The organism is Pseudomonas sp. Marseille-Q8238 (assembly GCF_965111915.1).
Map to the genome: position 1 here is coordinate 1875412 of NZ_CBCOPI010000001.1, position 17051 is coordinate 1892462.

A 17051-nucleotide genomic window follows, 5' to 3' on the forward strand; every position below is an offset into this window, starting at 1 on the left:
CTTGTATTTTTGGTTGTTCAAGCCGCGTAGCTGGCGGACCACTGCTCAAGAACGGCTTGATACGGTTTGATGAAGTGCTCCTCAACAAACTTCCCCTGCTCGATAGCGAGCCGACTCCGTTCTTCTCGATCATAAACAATGCGAGTGACCGAGTAATCTTGGTTGTTCAAGCTTGGCTGGTAGCATTTACCTGCTACAGAGTTGGCATTGTAAATCTCAGGCCGGTAAATCTTTTGGAAGGTGTCCATCGTGCTGATGGTGCTGATAAGCTCAAGATTAGTGTAGTCACCAAGCAAATCGCCGGAAAAATAAAAGGCCAGCGGTGCAGTGCTATTTGGAGGCATGAAGTAACGAACCTTCAACCCCATTTTTCCGAAATATTCATCAGTCAGCGAATATTCATCTTGCAGGTATTCAACGCCCAATACAGGGTGCTGGTTTTCAGTTCGATGATAGGTTTTGCTGCTCGAAACGCTCAGGCATATAACAGGTGGTTTACTGAAGTTTTCTTTGTAGGTGCTCGAATTCAAGAAGCACTTGAAGAGCTTACCGTGGAGGTCGCCAAAGTCAGTTGGCGTGCTGAATTCAGGCTGATTCTTATTGTGTCCCAGCAATAGCACACTGAAGTCATAGTCACGTACGTAAGAGGAGAAATTATTTCCTACAATGCCCTCGATGCGTTCATTGGTTTTTTGGTCGATGATATGGGTTTTCAATATTTCAATCAGCGGGAGAGGGGCGCCATTGCTTCCAGCATCAATGTTCATTTCAACGGAAATGATTTCAAGTTCGACGGTATAACGGTCGCCTTTAGGATTGTCCCAATGCGCCAGGGCATTGAAGCGATTGTCAATCATCCTCAAGGTGTTGCGCAGATTCTCTTGGCGGCTCTCGCCTCTGGCCAAGTTGGCGAAGTTGGTTGTGATGCGCGTGTTTTCGGAGGGGTGATAATTCTCGTCGAAACAAAGGCTCTTGATGGTGAATGTGAAATCGTTGCTCATGATGATCTGCTGCCCTGATTGCCGAGATAAACCCGAAATGTCTTGAGTTCAGTACGTTCAAGTTTCTTTCTGATTTATCCGTTTGGTAATATTTATTTCCCTTTAATTAAGCGTTATTTTATGTCGGGCACTGAATGAGCGAAAATGAATTGATTTCACTGACGTATTAGTCACCTTCATGATGTGGGGGCAGTTACTGAATCTCCTCTGGCAGGCCTCTTTGAATTGCCCTGGCTTTCGCGTAGTCCGCTCCATGTCCAATACGCTCTGTGTGAGCCTCAGTGAGTGGACCTGTTACGAGAGTGCCTGGGGCCGGGATGAGCCAGGAGAGTGCGGAAAATCCAGTGAGCTATAGCGATGTGGCGCATGTGAGTTGGGTGATGTCACTGCCGCCCAAACCGCTTGCACGTTGCATGCAAGCAGGCGGGACAGGGACAGGTAGGCCGGCATCGGCCCTCTCTACCTGCTGACCGGGCTTTGTCTTGCGCCACAGCCCGGCCAGCACTCTCGTGCGAGTTATCAGAAATTGCCTTTCAGCGTCACCATGAAGTTACGCGGCTCGCCATAGAAGTTGCCCCAGGACACGGCGCCGACGCTCTGGTAGTACTTCTTGTCGAGCAGGTTGTTGCCGTTGAGTGCCACCGACCAGTTATCGTCGATGCGATAGCCGATGCGCCCGCTCCAGATGCCATAACCGGATTGCACCGACTTCACCGCAGGGGCCATGTTCGCGTCGCGGAATGAAACGTCGCTCTGCGCCGTTACACCGGCTCCCACATTCCAGCGATCCAGTTCACCCGCCAGTTGATAGTCTGCCCAGGCGCGGAACAGGTGGCGCGGGAAGTAGGTGACCGAGAACGCAGGTTCCTGCGGATTGTCGTTGGCGCTATCCAGATACTTGGTCTGGGTGTAGGTATAGCCCGCTAGCAGCTGCAGCCGGTCAACGACTTCGCCACTGATTTCCGCTTCGAAGCCCTGTGCTCTGACCTTGCCCACATCGCTGTAGCAGAAACCGTCCGAAGAGCCGAGGCAGGAGGAGTTGTAGTTGGCTTCAGCCCGGTGAGCTTCGACCGTACGGAAGAGGTTGAAGGCCGTGTTGACACGGCGATCCATCAGTTCCCCCTTGATGCCGATTTCGTAACTGGCGCCCGATTTGGGTTGCAGCGGGCTACCGGATTCATCGGTATAGGTGCTTTGCGGCTGGAAGATATCCGCGTAGCTGGTATAGACGGACCAGTTGTCGTTGAGGTCATAGATGAGTGCTGCGAAGGGCGTGACTTCACCATTTTCCTGGCTCTTGTCGTGCTGCCAGTAGTCCCAGGCCCGGGTATAGGAGTCGCGGCTGTTGCGATACCAGCTGACGCGTGAGCCCAGTACGACGGTCAATGGCTCGGCAAGCTTCAGCCGAAGCGTGGCGTAGGTGCCGTACTGCTTGGTGTCCGATTCGGTCGGGACCGGGCCGCCGCGGTAGGAGTTGGGCGGGTAGAAACCATCGCTGGGCTCGGGAATGTGCGGGTTGGGGTTGAGCGGGTCCTGGGAGGTGCCGAGCAAGCCGGTCATGTTGATCAGCGCCCAGTGGTCGCGGGTTTTCGCCCGGCTGGCATTGGCCCCGACCACCAGTTCATGTTGCAGGCCGAAGGCGTCGAATTTGCCATTCACATAGGCGTCGAAGCCGTAGTCGGTCTGGTCATAGTCGAACAGGCCGGAGTACACCGAAGAGGGGGCAGTGCTCGCGCCAGGGGTGACGCCGCCTGGGGTCTCCGACAGGGCGTATTTGATGTCCTGGTCGTTATGGGTCCAGACGCCGGCTACCTTCACGGCCCAGTCATCGTTCAACTGGTGGCTCAGGTCGGCGAATACGGTGGTGCGCTCGCTCTCCCAGGTGTTCCAGGAAGCTCCCAGGCAGGTGGAGCGACTGAGTTTCAGGTCTTTGCCATCACTGTATCGCGGCAGGCCGTGCCAGCAGGGCCGGGCATCGAATCGCTCGTAGGCAACGCCTAGACCTACCGTGGTATCTGGCGTTACGTCATAGTCCAGGGCGCCATAGAGGATCTGGTCGTCGCGCTTGCCCAGATCATAGAAGTACTGGCGATCCTGCAGCGCCGCTACCGCACGACCACGCAGGGTGCCCGACTCGTTAAGCGGGCCGCCGGTGTCCACCTGACCGCGGTAGTTGTCCCAGGAACCGGCCGAGAGTGTCAGGTTGGTAGCCGGGGTACTTTGCCCGCGTTTACGCACGAAATTGACTCCGCCAGCGGAACCGCCTGAGCCTTTCATCATGCCGGCTGCGCCCTTGAGCACTTCGACGCGGTCGTAATAGGCCATATCGCCAGAGAAGCTGCTGGCCTGGACGTATTCACCACCTACGTCCAGAGGCACACCGTCGTACTGGTATTGCCCCTGCATCATGAAACCGCGGGAGTAGAAGTATTTGCCGCCCATGGGTGACTCGTACACCGCGATACCAGGGGTTTTCTCCATGGCCTGGTCGAGGGTGTTGATGTTCTGGTCATCCATGTACTTGCGGGTCAGAACGGTTACTGCCTGGGGCGTTTCGCGCAGCGTGTGCACGCCCTTGCCTATGGTCACCGCGCGTGCGGCATAGGCGTTGGTGGCTTCCGACGTTGGGTCCAGGCGTTGACTCGAGATGGTCGTGGTATCCAGTTCCAGCGAGCCTTCCTTGTTGATCAACGGGCGCAGTGCATAGCTGCCATTGCTTTGCGCAACGGCTTGCAGGCCTGTGCCTTGCAGCAATACGGCAAACCCCTGGGCGACGCTGTAGCGACCCTGCAGTTCGCCAGACTGGCGGCCCTCGGTTAACGCGGCGTCGAACGACAGGGCGCTGCCTGAGGCGGAGGCAAAGGCGCTGAGCGTTTCGGTGAGGTTACCGGCAGGGATCTGGTAATGCCGCAGGTCGCTGATCTCGGCAGCACAGACAATGCTTGGCAGGCTGACGAGGGTGAGGGCGCAAAGGCGTAGTCGAAGGGCTGCGGCCAACGGCTTCAGCCCGCGCGTATACGGGTACATCATGGTGTTTCTCCCCAAATAAAACCGATCAAACGGCACATATCTGAGGATTGGCCGAACAACATGAGCAAACAGTGCAACGTTGCCGAAGTTATTTCGCAACTCGTCAGCCGTGCTTGGGCATGACGCTGACCCAGTAGTCGGTACGACGCACGATGCGCAGATCGAAACCGCTTTCCAGTGCGGCGAGCGCGCGATCAGTATCATCCAGGGGAAAGGCACCAGAGATCTGTAGCCTGGCAATGGAGGGGTCGCAACGCAGCCAGCCGCGACGATAGCGCGACATTTCTTCAAGCAGATCACCCAACGGGCGCTTGATAGCGATCAGGTTGCCCGTGCGCCAGGAGGCCACCGAGGCATCGCTGATCCAAGGATCGCCGAACTGTGTGCGGTCGAAACGCACCTGCTGGCCGGCATCCAGGCGCAGCGTATCGCCGCTATTCACAGGCCGGATCTGCACCGTTTTCTCCAGTACGGCGACTTCGCAGAAGCGCTCGTCGGTTTGCACGGTGAAGCGCGTACCCAGCGCCTGCACCTGGCCCTGGGGAATCTCCACCAGGAAGGGGCGCGCCAGCGAGTCCGCGGCGGTTTGTACCATTACCCGTCCGCTGAGCAGACGTACGACTCGACGATTGTTGTCGAAGCGCACGTCCAGCGATGAGCGACTGTCCAGCAAGACCCGGCTTCCATCCTCCAGCACAACGCCGCGCTGCTCGCCGACACCGGTGTGATGGGTGGCGGCCATCGCTGTCCGCCAGTCGCTTTCCCAGCCCGTCCATCCGACCGCCCCGACGCCAGCGAGCACCAGCAACTGGCGCAGCACCCTGCGTCGCGATTCACCGGCCTGCTGCAGGGCTGGTGATGCGACATTCCCCGGTACGTATTCCACCAACTGCCGAACTGCCTCGACCTGCTGCCAGGCTTGCTGGTGCAGCGGGTCGGCGTCGTGCCAGTGCTGCCAGCGTTGCTGCTCGGCGGCCGGGGCCAGCCCGGAGGAGAGCCGGGCATACCACTGCGCGGCGCTGCGCAGCGCTTCGCGTTCCGCTGGCTTCAAGGGTTGGCGCAACGCTGTCACAACAGGCCCATGCGCATCAGGCAGCAATGCTCCATGGCCTTGGCCATGTGATTGTTCACCGTGCGCAGGGAGATACCCAGGCGCTCAGCGATCTTCGGATAACTCAGGCCCTCGAACTGAGACAGGATGAACGTCTGCCTGACCTTGTCGCCCAGGCCGTCGAGCATGCGGTCGATTTCCATCAGGGTTTCGAGAACGATGGCTTGTGTTTCTTGCGAGGGGTAGGCCTCGACAGGCAGCGCGGCGAGGGCTTCGAGGTAGCTTTGCTCCAGTGCGCGGCGGCGAAACAGGTCGATCACCAAACCTTTGGCTACGGTGCTCAGGTACTGTCGCGGTTCGCGAATCTCCAGCGCCCGGCGTGTCTTGATCACCCGGACGAAGGTGTCCTGGACAAGATCTGCGGCATCGCTGCTACAACCCAGGCGCTTGCGCAGCCAGCCGCGCAGCCAACTGCTATGGGTGTTGTAAAGTTCATGGACGGCGAAATGCAGAGCATTGTCGTTGACGGACATGGCGAACGGTCGGTAATGATAATTACTTGCAATTTGACTCTATTGCGCTGAATTTGGCAATTACCTGGGGATCTGGATTCCTGGCCGCAAGCCGATGAAGCGCCAATGCCAGCCTTGGATGCAAGCCGATGCGGGGCGTTGCCGGGCCTCTGCAATTGGTAATCTGGAGTGCACCTATTCACGCCAGAAAGCAGGCTGATCAGCCTGCTTTGCACGACGTCACTGCCGCTCGAATCGCTCGCGCGTTGCACGCAGGCGTGGCAGTGACAGGCAGACCAGCAGGCTCAACAGCAGCAGGCCGACGCCCAGCAGCGGCAAGTGGTCCAGGCCCATCTGCTGGCTCAGCCACAACCCACCGAAATAGGCACCGCCGGCATTGCCTAGGTTGAAGGCGGCGTGGCTCAAGGTCGCGGCCAGGCTGGCCGACTCGCCGGCCTGTTCCACCAGCAGCAATTGCAGGGGTGTGGAGATGGCGAAACTGGCCATGCCCCAGACGAAGAGGGTGGCCAGCACCAGCGGTGCCACATGCATGAACAGGTACAAGCCCAGCAGGCACAGCATGCTGCAACCGAAGGCCAGCGGCAGGGCGTAGCGGAAACCCTTGTCGGCCATGCGCCCGCCCAGCAGGTTGCCCAGGGTCAGGCCGATGCCGAATATCAGCAGCGCGGCATTGCTGTGCGACGGGCTGAACCCGCCGATGTCGCGCAGCAGGGGGCTGATGTAGGTGAACACGCTGAACAGGGCGATGGACGACAGGCAGCACACCGACAGGGCATGTAGCACCGGGCGGCGCAGGATGCCGCTCCAGGCGCCACCTTGCGAGCGCGGTGCCAGCGGAATAGTGGGCAGCCATAGCGTTTGGGCGAGTAATGCCAGCAGGCCGGAGGCGGAGACGGCGAAGAAGGTCATACGCCAACTGGTAGCCTGTCCCAGCCAGGCGCCGAGTGGCACGCCCAGCACGTTGGCGATGGTCAGGCCACTGATCACCAGGGCCATGGCCGAGGCCTTGCGATGAGGCGGTGCCAGCTCGGAGGCCAGCAGGGTGGCGCAACCGAAGAAGCCGGCATGGCTCATGGCCGTGAGCATGCGCATCGAAATCAGCCAGTTGTAGTCCGGCGCCAATGCGCAACCCAGGTTGCCCAGTGTGTAGGCGGACATCAGCCAGAGCAGGGCGCGTCGACGGGGCAGGCGCCCGAGCAATGGCCCGAGCAGCGGTGCACCAATCACCACGCCCATGGCATAGGCACTGACCAGCAAGCCGGCATCGGCCAGGCTCACCCGCAGGTCGGCGGCGACTTCGGGCAGCAAGCCCATGATGATGAACTCGCTGCTGCCTACGACAAAACTGCCAAGGGCCAGCGCCAACAGGGGCAAGGAGAACAGGGATCTCGAACTCATCTGACAGGTGTCTCGGTTGGCGGCGGTGCCGCAGATAAAGAGCTACGCAGCGCACCTTTCAGGAAGAAAGGTATCGGCAATATTGGGCAGGGACAGGGGGTGTTTCTTATTGGGAGGCATGCAGCCCCGGCATTATCCGCTTCACGGCGCTTTCGTGCAGCTTCTATCAGGCACTTTCTCGGGTAATCCGTCGGCACGCCAGGCGATTGAGGCGCTGCGCGTCGCCTTCCACCGTGACACCGAGGGTGGCCATTAACGCGTGGGGCAGGAGGTAGAAGTCTCTGTTTCATTGTGTCCCGAGGCCAGGATGCAGTCAGCCAGGGCCAGCGCATGGGGCGACAGGTCGGCGAAGCGCAGGGTGCACAGGTGCAGCGTGCGCATGGCCCAGGCATCCTTCAGGGGCGTGGCCTGCAACTGGCCGCGCGATGGCGAGCGTTCCAGCGCCGCCAGCGGGATGACGGCGGCGCCCACGCCGCGAGCGACCAGGCTGCAGATGGCCTCGAAGCTGTTCACCCGAACCCGCATGTTCAAGTGCCGGCCGACCTTCAGGGCCTTGCCGGCCAGGTGCGCCTGCAGGGGATTGTGGCTGTCCAGTCCAATGAAGGCGTGGTCCAGTACCTCGTCGAAGTAGAGCGGCGCCAGGGACGAATTGGCGTTGGCGCCGCGGGCTGTGATCAGGTACAGCGGGTCGGCGCGATAGGGTCGGCATTCGAGGCCGCTCATGTCGGCACTGTCCGCCAGTACGCCGAGTTCGGCCTGCCGGCTGACCAGGGCGTGGACGATGGCATGGCTGGGCTTTTCCTCGATATCCAGATCGACCTGCGGGTGGGCCACCAGGTATTCGCCGAGCGCGGCGGGCAGGTGTTCGACCAGCGCGGTGGTATTGCTCAGCAGACGCACACGACCACGCAGCCCTGCGGCGTAGTCGCCGAGCTCGCTGGCCATCATTTCCAGTTGCTGCACCACCGTGCGGGCATGGTGGATGAGGGCGCGGCCGGCCGGCGTGGACGTTACACCGTGGCGCTGGCGTTCGAACAGAAGTGTGCCAAGGGTGTCTTCCATGCCCTTGACCCGAGCGCTCGCCGAAGCCAGCGCCATATGGCTGCGCTCGGCACCACCGGTGATGCTGCCGGATTCAGCGATGGCCAGGACCAGCTTCAGGTCAATCAGATCGAAACGCATGGTCCACCCATTTGCGTGAGGTTTCGTGCAGGCCTGAGCCTGGGCTCGGTAAATACAGATTCTGCCATGGCTAATGCTCACGCACCCTAACGGAAATTTCGCAGGAGTGTCGGGGCATGGTGATGGTTTTTTCGCTGCTGGTCTTTCTACTGGCAGGCATGGTCAAGGGCGTGCTGGGCATGGGGCTGCCGACCGTGGCCGTGGGCTTGCTGGCGATCGTCGTCTCACCGGGGGAGGCCACGGCGTTGCTGCTGATTCCTTCGCTGATCACCAATTTCTGGCAACTGTTCAGCGGCCCGGCCCTGCTCCCGCTGATCAAGCGGCTGTGGCCGATGTTATTGGCACTGAGCCTGGGAACATTGCTGACCACGCCCTGGCTGGTGGCCAGCGACAGTCAGTGGGCATCGGTTTGCCTGGGCCTGTGCCTGGTCGCCTATGGCGTCATGGGGCTGCGTTCGTGGCGCTGGCGAGTCTCAGGCAAGGGCGAAGCCACCCGTTCTACGCTGGTAGGCCTGCTCACCGGGTTGATCACCGGAGCCACCGGCGTATTCGTGATTCCGGCGGTGCCTTATCTGCAGGCATTGAGGTTCGACAAGGACAGCCTGATCCAGGCCCTCGGGTTGTCGTTCACCGTTTCCACCATCGCCCTTGGAATCGGCCTGCTGATGCAGGGCGGTTTGCAGATCGAAGGCATGGGGCTTTCCTGGCTGATGCTGGTGCCAGCGCTGATCGGCCTGGAAGTGGGGCAGCGTGTGCGCCAGCGCCTTAGCGAACAGACCTTTCGCAAGCTGTTCTTCGGCGGGCTGGTGGTGCTGGGGTTACATGCCATTTTACGGGCTGGGTTTTGATGCACGCTGACCAGGTCTCACCCGGCCATATGCTTATGCAATAAAAATATTTCCGATTCCTTTTTTATATCCGCTATCTTCTGGTCACAACTTGTTATGACAAGTTAGAAATCAAGAGACCCGAACATGGCCGAACTGCTTCCCCTTTCCCCGGTGCCGCTGTACAGCCAGCTCAAGGAGCTGCTGCGCGGGCGCATTCTCGATGGCACGTACGCGCCGCACAGCCGCATGCCGTCGGAGAACGAGTTGGGCCAGGCCCATGGTGTCAGCCGCATCACCGTGCGCCAGGCGCTGGGCGACCTGCAGAAGGAAGGGCTGATCTTCAAGATCCACGGCAAGGGCACTTTCGTCGCCAAGCCGAAGGCGTTCCAGAACGTCAGCACCCTGCAGGGCCTGGCCGAGTCGATGACGCAGATGGGCTACGAAGTGCTCAACAAGCTGCGCAGCTTCCGCTTCTTGCCGGCTTCGGCGCTGGTCGCCGAGCGCCTGCAGGTGGAAGAGGGCAGCACCGTCACCGAGATCCGCCGTGTGCGGCTGATCAACCGCGAGCCGATTTCGCTGGAGATCACCTGGCTGCCACAGGCGGTCGGCGAGAAGCTGGAGAAGGCCGACCTGGTCACCCGCGACATCTTTCTGATCCTGGAAAACGACTGCGGCATCGCCCTCGGCCATGCCGACCTGGCCATCGACGCGGTGCTTGCCGACAGCGAGCTGACTCAGGCGCTGGATGTGGAAGAGGGCTCGCCGATCATGCGCATCGAGCGCCTGACCCACGCCGCCGACGGCACGCCACTGGACTTCGAACACCTCTATTACCGCGGCGATGCCTTCCAGTATCGCCTGCGCATCGACCGGCAGAAGGGCGCGCACCAATGAGCAGCTATCAGACTCTGGAGCAGGAATACGACATCGTCGTCATCGGCGGCGGGACTGCCGGGCCGATGGCCGCGATCAAGGCCAAGGAACGCAACAAGGCGCTGCGCGTGCTGCTGGTGGACAAGGCCAACGTCAAGCGCAGCGGCGCCATCAGCATGGGCATGGACGGCCTGAACAACGCCATCATCCCCGGCCACGCCACGCCCGAGCAGTACACCAAGGAAATCACCGTCGCCAACGACGGCATCGTCAACCAGGCCGCCGTGTACGCCTATGCCACCCACAGCTTCGAGACCATCGAGCAGTTGGACCGCTGGGGCGTGAAATTCGAAAAGGACGAGACCGGCGACTACGCGGTTAAGAAGGTCCACCACATGGGCGCCTACGTGCTGCCGATGCCGGAGGGTCACGACATCAAGAAGGTGCTGTACCGCCAGCTCAAGCGCGCACGGGTGGAGATCACCAACCGCTTGATCGCCACGCGTTTGCTCATTGACAGCGAAGGCACGGTCAACGGCGTGATGGGCTTCGACTGCCGCACGGCCGATTTCCATGTGATCAAGGCCAAGGCGGTGATCCTCTGCTGCGGTGCGGCCGGCCGCCTCGGTCTGCCATCGTCGGGCTACCTGATGGGCACCTACGAGAACCCGACCAATGCCGGCGATGGCTATGCCATGGCCTACCATGCCGGCGCCGAGCTGGCGAACCTGGAGTGCTTCCAGATCAACCCGCTGATCAAAGACTACAACGGCCCGGCCTGCGCCTATGTCACCGGCCCGCTGGGCGGCTACACCGCCAATAACAAGGGTGAGCGCTTTATCGAGTGCGACTACTGGAGCGGCCAGATGATGTGGGAGTTCCACCAGGAACTCGAAGGTGGCAATGGCCCGGTGTTCCTCAAGCTCGACCACCTGGCCGAGGAAACCATCCAGAACATCGAGGAAATCCTGCACAGCAACGAGCGCCCCAGCCGTGGCCAGTTCCACGCCGGGCGCGGCACCGACTACCGCCAGCACATGGTCGAGATGCACATCTCCGAGATCGGCTTCTGCTCCGGCCATAGCGCCTCGGGCGTGTGGGTCAACGAGCGGGCGGAAACCTCGGTCAAGGGCCTATATTCGGCCGGCGACATGGCCGCCGTGCCGCACAACTACATGCTGGGCGCCTTCACCTACGGCTGGTTCGCCGGCACCAACTCGGCGGACTACGTCGCCGGGCGTGACTACAGCGAATTGGATGTGGCGCAGATCGAAGCAGAGAAGGCACGCGTCTACGCCCCGCTGCACCGTGATCACGGCCTGCCGCCGGCCCAGGTGGAGTACAAGCTACGCCGCTTCGTCAACGATTACCTGCAGCCGCCGAAAGTGACCAGGAAGATGGAGATCGGCCTGGACCGTTTCGCCGCCATCGAGGCTGACCTGAACGAGCTCAAGGCCAACAACGCCCACGAGCTGATGCGCGCCCTGGAAGTGTCGGTGATCCGCGACTGCGCCGAGATGGCCGCGCGCGCCTCGCTGTTCCGCCAGGAAAGCCGCTGGGGCCTGTACCACCACCGCGTCGACCACCCGCAGCGCAACGACGCCGAGTGGTTCGTGCACTGCCACCTGAAAAAGGATGAGAACGGCCAGATGGTCAGCTTCAAGAAGCCGGTCGAGCCGTATCTGATCGCGCTGGATGACGATGAGCAGCAGGCCTACAACCGCCTGCGGGTGAAGAGCGCCGCGGCTTGATGATGGTTCCCACGCTCCGCGTGGGAATGCCGCCTCAGACGCTCCGCGTCTGCTGGCACGGACGCGGAGCGTCCTCACAGAGGTTCCCACGCTGGAGCGTGGGAACCATCGGCAAGAAGACCGCCGGAGCGTGCCGGCGGGACTGTAAAGAATGCGAGAGCCACAGGCTCCAAGGACACCGTGACATGGCTTTTCAACCGCAGGAAATCTTCTTCCGCAGCAACGCGCCGGTGACCATCGACGAGGACAAGTGCATCGCCCACAAGGGCTGCACGGTGTGCGTCGAGGTCTGCCCGATGGACTTGCTGGCCATCAATCCGTCGACGCAGAAGGCCTACATGGCCTTCGACGAATGCTGGTACTGCATGCCCTGTGAGAAGGACTGCCCGACAGGCGCGGTAAAGGTGGAAATCCCTTACCTGCTGCGGTGAGTGTCACTCAACTTGGGCATCGCTGCGCTCCATCCTGGCTACGACAGCGCTGAATAACCGTAGGGCAGGCGCAACCCGCGCGGGTTTCATCCGCCTTACAAATGCCATCCGGACACCCCGGACGCCGCACCACCAAGCCCCTCGTTTCCCACCAGCCAACCGCATGGCGGAGACGATTCCAGTAGACCGAGTGAAAACGTAGCGAGCGAAGGGTAAGCAAGGCGAAACCCAAGTGAAAAGCGCAGTTGGCTGTAGCCAATGAGCATTTTGAAGCTGGGTTTCAACGCCGCTTAACCGAGCGCAGCAGTTTTCCCACGGTCTGCACAACTACTGATTCGAGGGGAATACCCATGCTCTTGCGCACCACACTTGCCGGCCTCGCGCTGGCCATCGCTTCCGCCCAGGCCAGTGCCGAAACCATCCGCATCGCCATCGGCACCCAGGACACCACCATCAACTGCGCCGCCGGCGGCCTGCTCATCCGTGAGCTGGGCCTGCTCGACAAGTACCTGCCGCACGACGGCAAGTACAAGGACGCCAAGTACGACATCGAGTGGAAGAACTTCACCAGCGGCGCACCGCTGACCAACGAGATGGTCGCCGGCAAGCTCGATTTCGGTGCCATGGCTGACTTCCCCGGTTCGTTCAACGGCGTGGCGCACCTGGATGCCAACAAGCGCAGCCTGTTCATCAGTGTGCTGTCGGGCAGCATCAAGGGCAGCGGCAACGGCATCGTGGTACCGGCGTCGTCCAGTGTGCAGTCGCTGGATCAACTGAAGGGCAAGACCATCTCCGTGCCGTTCGCATCCACCGCCCACGGCATGTTGCTGCGTGCCATCGCCGCACAAGGCTGGGACCCGGAGAAGGACGTGCGCATCATTGCCCAGGCCCCGGAAATCGCCGGCTCGGCATTGCGCAGCAACCGCATCGAAGCGCATGCCGACTTCGTGCCGTTTGCCGAGCTGTTCCCCAACCGCGGCTTCGCCCGCAAGATCTACGACGGCTCGCAAGCCAACGCGCCAACCTTCCACGGCGCCCTGGTGGATGCCTCGTACGCGCAGAAGTACCCGGAGATCGTCACCGCCTACCTGCGTGCCGGCATCGAGGCCGATCAACTGCTGGCCGCCGAGCCGGAGAAATACAGCGAGCTGATCGAAAAGGTCACCGGGATCGAAGCCGAGGTGAATTACCTGTTCCATGGTCCGCTCGGTTTGCAGACCCGTGATCTGTCGTGGAAGCCGGAGTATCGCCAGGCGGTCGCCACGTCCATCGACACCCTCAAGCTGCTGAAGAGGACCGGTCGCGGACTGGACGTGGACAAGTTCGTCGACGACCAGTACATCCGTGCGGCCTTCAAACAGTCCGGTCTGGACTACGACAAGCAACTGGCCAACTACGCAGCGCTGCCGCTCAAGGCCAATGACGCGGTCACCGGCAAGCCGATCACCGACTTCAAGCGCCTGGCGCAGATCTGGGTGCGTGGTGAGGACAAGGTCCGTCATTACGCCTCGCCAGAAGCAGCGCTGCAGGCGCTGGCCACTCTGGAAGAAGAGGGCAAGGACATCCGCGCCATCTACGCCCAGGCCGCCGACAGCGGGATCAAGTTGCTGGCCAACCAGGCCTGGTTCGTGCGCAACGGCAAGGGCGAACTGAATGCCTTCCTGCTCAAGTCCCAGGCCGAGCAGTATGCCCAGCAACATGGCGGTACCGCGCTGGACTTCACCACGGCCAACCAGAAGCTGGTGGCGCAGCACTGATGTGCTCGTAGGGTGGTGCGAGGGAGATCAGGCTGTTCTCCCTCGCGCACCTTGCGGGTCGGAGGAATTGCCATGACGAATCTGTACCGCTGGCCGCTGCGTTTGGCCTCGCTCGCCGCCTGCCTGCTGTTCTGGCAGGTGGCGTCGACCCAGCGCCTAGACCTGGGCCTGGTGACCTTTACCTATGTGCCGACGCCTGCCTCTGTGCTCGACGCTGCCTGGCAACTGCTGCATTCCAGCAAGCTGCTGCAGCACCTGAGCAGCAGCCTCAGCCGGGTGTTCGCCGGCTACCTGGCGGCGGCCGTGGTCGGCGTATTGCTGGGCCTGGCCATCGGCCGCTCGAAATGGGCCGAGGACAGCTTACTGCCTCCATTGGAAGTGCTGCGGCCGATTCCCGCCGTGGCCTGGATTCCGCTGGCGATACTGATGTTTCCCTCGTCGGAGCTGTCGATGATCTTCATCACCTTCACCGGCGCGTTGTTCCCGATCCTGCTCAACACCGTCCATGGCGTCGAAAGTGTCGACCCGCGCCTGGTCGCTTCGGCGCGCAGCCTGGGTGCCGGGCGCCTGGCGATCTTGCGTGAAGTGGTGTTGCCAGGTGCGGCGCCGAGCATCGTCACCGGCCTGGCCATCGGCATGGGCACGTCGTGGTTCTGCCTGGTCACCGCTGAGATGATCTCCGGGCAGTTCGGCATCGGCTACTACACCTGGGAGTCCTACACCATCCAGAACTACCCGGACATCATCGTCGGCATGCTGCTGATCGGCGTGCTCGGCATGGGCAGCAGTGGCCTGGTCAAACGCCTCGGCGGCTTGCTCACGCCCTGGTACCGGGTCAAGGGGAATCGCTGATGAGCGTCTATGAAAAGGCCGTGGAGCCGGGCCGCATCGACGGACAGAAACTGTCGATCCGCCTGGGGCAGGGCAGTGAAGCCTTCGAGGCCGTGCAGGCGCTGGATTTCAGCGTCGAACCCGGCGAGTTCGTGTGCATCCTCGGGCCGTCCGGTTGCGGCAAGTCGACCTTGCTCGGCGCCCTGGCGGGCCACCTGCAACCGAGCGCTGGCACCTTGCGCGTCGACAACGTGCTGGTCGACGGGCCGTCGCCCGAGCGTGGCATGGTCTTCCAGCATCACACCCTGCTGCCCTGGCGCAGCGTGCTCGACAACGTCGCCTTCGGCCTCAAGATGCAGGGCCTGGGCAAGATTGAACGGCGCCGCCAGGCCGCCGAGTTCCTGCGCCTGGTGGGCCTGCAGGACTTTGCCGAACGTTGGCCTGACCAGCTCTCCGGCGGCATGCAGCAGCGTGCCGAGATCGCCCGCGTGCTGATCAACCGCCCACGCCTGCTGTTGATGGACGAACCCTTCGGCGCGCTGGATGCGCAGACCCGCAGCAAGATGCAGGAACTGCTGCTGGATATCTGGACGCGCATTCGCACCACCGTGGTGTTCGTCACCCACGATATCGACGAGGCGCTGTTCCTCGCCGACCGCATCCTGGTGATGAGCCCGCGCCCAGGGCGCTTCATCGAAGACCTGCGCCTGGACTTTGCGCGCCCGCGTCGCGCCAGCCTGCTGACCAGCCCTGGCTTCATCCAGCTCAAACGCCATTGCCTGGAACTGCTGCGCCACGAGGAAGGCCGCGAACTGCCGCGTCTGACCCCGCTTGGCCTACCCACCGATTACCCGCCACTGCGAGTTGCGCTATGACTGATATTTCCCTGACCGACCTGGCCACCGACAACCCGGATATCCTCGACCTGCAACCCCGCCTTGAGGATGAAGATGCCGGGGTACGGCGCATTGCCCTGATCGAACTGGCTGACTTGGAAGATCCGGACGCTTTGCCTTGGCTGGTGCATACCCTGGCCAATGACCTGTCTGCCGATGTCCGCGCCGAGGCCGCGCGCCTGCTCGAAGCCTGGGAAGAGGGCGAGGTGGTCAACGGCCTCTGCGCCGCGTTGGCCGATGCCGATGTGCGTGTACGTTCGGCTGCCGCACAGAGCCTCAGTGAACTGAAAACCGCTGAAGCCGGGCGCGTGGTACTGCCCTGGGCCACGCACGCCGACGCCTTCGTCCGCGCCAGCGCCCTGCGGGCCTTGCGCGAGTTGCGCCTGCCCGATGGCGCACCCGTTGCGCTGCAGGCCTTGAGCGATCCCGATGCCTTCGTCCGGCGCGAGGCAGTCGGCATCCTCGGCTGGTTGAAACAGGCCGACGCGTTGCCGGCACTGGCGCGCCTGGCCAGCGATGATGCGGATACCGAAGTGCGCCGCGCTGCCACCGGTGCCCTCGGCCTGGCCAGCGACGCCAGTGTGCTGCGGGCATTGCAGGCCGCACTGCGTGATCGCGAATGGCAGGTGCGCGAGGAGGCCGCCACGACCCTGGGCAAGGTCGGCCATATTGACGCCGGCCCGGCGCTGGTGGCCGCGCTGGAGGACAGCTACTGGCAGGTGCGCCTGCGTGCCGCCCGTGCATTGGGCAAACTGCGTTTCTCGGGTGGTCTTGCCGGGCTGATCGAACTGCTCGGCCACAGCATCAGCAACCTGCGCAAGGAAGCGGCCCTGGCGCTGGGCGAACTGGCAGACCCTGCGGCCTTGCCAGCGTTGCAGGCCGTGGAAAACGACAGCGATCCCGAAGTGCGCAAATCCGTGCGTATCGCCTTGGCTCAGTTGCAGGGTACCGCGCGATGAACGTTGCCCCGCGCGCCTTGCGTAACAGCATTGCCGAGGCCGTATTGCGGGTGGAGTGGCCCGATGGCCACATGCAGCAGCTCAGCCATGGGCAGCTTCGCGCAGCCTGCCCGTGCTCGCAATGCCGAGCGGGGCGCCTGCAACAGCGCATCGATTTGGTCGCCGCCGGAGTACGCCTGACGGACATTCAGGCACAGGGCTATGGCGTGCAATTGCGTTTCGACGATGGCCATGAGCGGGGGATTTATCCCTGGTCCTACCTGCGTGAGTTGGCCGGCATCCAGGCGCAAACGCGCGCTGGTTGAAGAGATGAAGCGCGCTCAGGCGTTCGTTGCAGGGCAAGCGCCATTTGGGCTGCTCGTGCTGGGGGGTTGTTAGCGCTGTTCACCAGCACCGGGCCATTCTTTTATCAGGGGTCAGAGTCCTGATGCTATCTCTGCGGTCAACGCTTCGCCGAGGCCTTACAGGTGTTCGGTGTTAAATGATCTCTTATTCCATAAAGTTTGATAAATAAAAGAATTAATTATT

General features: G+C 61.9%; 15 protein-coding genes. 9 read left to right on the forward strand and 6 right to left on the reverse strand.

Annotation, left to right across the window (positions count from 1 at the left end; genetic code table 11):
• Window positions 1-17 precede the first annotated feature (17 nt).
• From ACWPW0_RS08650 to ACWPW0_RS08675, 6 genes are all read right to left on the reverse strand, one after another.
• On the reverse strand, window positions 18-1001 hold the full coding sequence (locus tag ACWPW0_RS08650; RefSeq protein WP_454255061.1) for a DUF1852 domain-containing protein: 984 nt from the start codon (window positions 999-1001) through the stop codon (window positions 18-20).
• A 519-nt stretch (window positions 1002-1520) separates the two neighbouring features.
• Window positions 1521-4031 carry a TonB-dependent siderophore receptor gene (locus tag ACWPW0_RS08655; RefSeq protein ID WP_454255062.1) on the reverse strand — a complete coding sequence of 837 codons (2511 nt, stop codon included), beginning with the start codon at window positions 4029-4031 and terminating at the stop codon, window positions 1521-1523.
• Between the two features lie 103 nt (window positions 4032-4134).
• Window positions 4135-5103, reverse strand: a complete 969-nt coding sequence (locus tag ACWPW0_RS08660; protein WP_454255063.1) for a FecR domain-containing protein — start codon at window positions 5101-5103, stop codon at window positions 4135-4137.
• Entirely contained in the window at window positions 5100-5615 is a 516-nt protein-coding gene (locus ACWPW0_RS08665; protein ID WP_454255064.1) for a sigma-70 family RNA polymerase sigma factor, read from the reverse strand. The genes ACWPW0_RS08660 and ACWPW0_RS08665 overlap by 4 nt, the downstream gene beginning before the upstream one ends.
• A gap of 219 nt (window positions 5616-5834) precedes the next feature.
• Window positions 5835-7013 (reverse strand): MFS transporter, encoded by a 1179-nt coding sequence (locus ACWPW0_RS08670; RefSeq protein WP_454255065.1) that lies wholly within the window; start codon window positions 7011-7013, stop codon window positions 5835-5837.
• 252 nt (window positions 7014-7265) lie between these two features.
• A complete protein-coding gene (locus tag ACWPW0_RS08675; RefSeq protein WP_454255066.1) occupies window positions 7266-8195 on the reverse strand; it encodes a LysR substrate-binding domain-containing protein in 930 nt (309 codons plus the stop codon).
• Between the two features lie 116 nt (window positions 8196-8311).
• On the opposite strand from ACWPW0_RS08675, the gene ACWPW0_RS08680 reads away from it, so the two are divergent.
• The 9 genes from ACWPW0_RS08680 to ACWPW0_RS08720 all read left to right on the forward strand — a co-directional run bounded on the left by ACWPW0_RS08680 (window position 8312) and on the right by ACWPW0_RS08720 (window position 16828).
• On the forward strand, window positions 8312-9043 hold the full coding sequence (locus tag ACWPW0_RS08680) for a sulfite exporter TauE/SafE family protein (RefSeq protein WP_454255067.1): 732 nt from the start codon (window positions 8312-8314) through the stop codon (window positions 9041-9043).
• A 126-nt stretch (window positions 9044-9169) separates the two neighbouring features.
• Complete coding sequence (locus ACWPW0_RS08685) at window positions 9170-9919, forward strand: GntR family transcriptional regulator (protein ID WP_454255068.1); 750 nt, start codon at window positions 9170-9172, stop codon at window positions 9917-9919.
• The gene (locus ACWPW0_RS08690; protein ID WP_454255069.1) at window positions 9916-11649 is read left to right on the forward strand and encodes a fumarate reductase/succinate dehydrogenase flavoprotein subunit; all 1734 of its coding nucleotides are present in this window, start codon (window positions 9916-9918) and stop codon (window positions 11647-11649) included. The genes ACWPW0_RS08685 and ACWPW0_RS08690 overlap by 4 nt, the downstream gene beginning before the upstream one ends.
• 185 nt (window positions 11650-11834) lie before the next feature.
• Window positions 11835-12080, forward strand: coding sequence for a 4Fe-4S dicluster domain-containing protein (locus ACWPW0_RS08695; RefSeq protein WP_447590903.1), 246 nt, complete (start codon window positions 11835-11837; stop codon window positions 12078-12080).
• A 350-nt stretch (window positions 12081-12430) separates the two neighbouring features.
• Window positions 12431-13837, forward strand: coding sequence for an ABC transporter substrate-binding protein (locus tag ACWPW0_RS08700; protein WP_454255070.1), 1407 nt, complete (start codon window positions 12431-12433; stop codon window positions 13835-13837).
• A gap of 72 nt (window positions 13838-13909) precedes the next feature.
• Entirely contained in the window at window positions 13910-14689 is a 780-nt protein-coding gene (locus ACWPW0_RS08705) for an ABC transporter permease (protein ID WP_454255071.1), read from the forward strand.
• Entirely contained in the window at window positions 14689-15543 is an 855-nt protein-coding gene (locus ACWPW0_RS08710; RefSeq protein ID WP_454255072.1) for an ABC transporter ATP-binding protein, read from the forward strand. Before ACWPW0_RS08705 ends, ACWPW0_RS08710 begins: the two co-directional genes overlap by 1 nt.
• Window positions 15540-16523: a HEAT repeat domain-containing protein gene (locus tag ACWPW0_RS08715; RefSeq protein WP_454255073.1), complete on the forward strand. Its 984-nt coding sequence runs from the start codon at window positions 15540-15542 to the stop codon at window positions 16521-16523. Before ACWPW0_RS08710 ends, ACWPW0_RS08715 begins: the two co-directional genes overlap by 4 nt.
• Window positions 16520-16828, forward strand: coding sequence for a DUF971 domain-containing protein (locus ACWPW0_RS08720; protein WP_454255074.1), 309 nt, complete (start codon window positions 16520-16522; stop codon window positions 16826-16828). The genes ACWPW0_RS08715 and ACWPW0_RS08720 overlap by 4 nt, the downstream gene beginning before the upstream one ends.
• The last annotated feature ends 223 nt before the right edge of the window (window positions 16829-17051 follow it).

What these genes read in the sequence shown, in the direction of transcription:
- ACWPW0_RS08675 (WP_454255066.1), bottom strand. Translation starts at nt 8,195, where the DNA reads ATGCGTTTCGATCTGATTGACCTGAAGCTGGTCCTGGCCATCGCTGAA.
- ACWPW0_RS08685 (WP_454255068.1), top strand. Translation starts at nt 9,170, where the DNA reads ATGGCCGAACTGCTTCCCCTTTCCCCGGTGCCGCTGTACAGCCAGCTC.
- ACWPW0_RS08690 (WP_454255069.1), top strand. Translation starts at nt 9,916, where the DNA reads ATGAGCAGCTATCAGACTCTGGAGCAGGAATACGACATCGTCGTCATC.
- ACWPW0_RS08680 (WP_454255067.1), top strand. Translation starts at nt 8,312, where the DNA reads ATGGTGATGGTTTTTTCGCTGCTGGTCTTTCTACTGGCAGGCATGGTC.
- ACWPW0_RS08665 (WP_454255064.1), bottom strand. Translation starts at nt 5,615, where the DNA reads ATGTCCGTCAACGACAATGCTCTGCATTTCGCCGTCCATGAACTTTAC.
- ACWPW0_RS08670 (WP_454255065.1), bottom strand. Translation starts at nt 7,013, where the DNA reads ATGAGTTCGAGATCCCTGTTCTCCTTGCCCCTGTTGGCGCTGGCCCTT.
- ACWPW0_RS08695 (WP_447590903.1), top strand. Translation starts at nt 11,835, where the DNA reads ATGGCTTTTCAACCGCAGGAAATCTTCTTCCGCAGCAACGCGCCGGTG.
- ACWPW0_RS08715 (WP_454255073.1), top strand. Translation starts at nt 15,540, where the DNA reads ATGACTGATATTTCCCTGACCGACCTGGCCACCGACAACCCGGATATC.
- ACWPW0_RS08655 (WP_454255062.1), bottom strand. Translation starts at nt 4,031, where the DNA reads ATGATGTACCCGTATACGCGCGGGCTGAAGCCGTTGGCCGCAGCCCTT.
- ACWPW0_RS08710 (WP_454255072.1), top strand. Translation starts at nt 14,689, where the DNA reads ATGAGCGTCTATGAAAAGGCCGTGGAGCCGGGCCGCATCGACGGACAG.
- ACWPW0_RS08705 (WP_454255071.1), top strand. Translation starts at nt 13,910, where the DNA reads ATGACGAATCTGTACCGCTGGCCGCTGCGTTTGGCCTCGCTCGCCGCC.
- ACWPW0_RS08700 (WP_454255070.1), top strand. Translation starts at nt 12,431, where the DNA reads ATGCTCTTGCGCACCACACTTGCCGGCCTCGCGCTGGCCATCGCTTCC.
- ACWPW0_RS08650 (WP_454255061.1), bottom strand. Translation starts at nt 1,001, where the DNA reads ATGAGCAACGATTTCACATTCACCATCAAGAGCCTTTGTTTCGACGAG.
- ACWPW0_RS08720 (WP_454255074.1), top strand. Translation starts at nt 16,520, where the DNA reads ATGAACGTTGCCCCGCGCGCCTTGCGTAACAGCATTGCCGAGGCCGTA.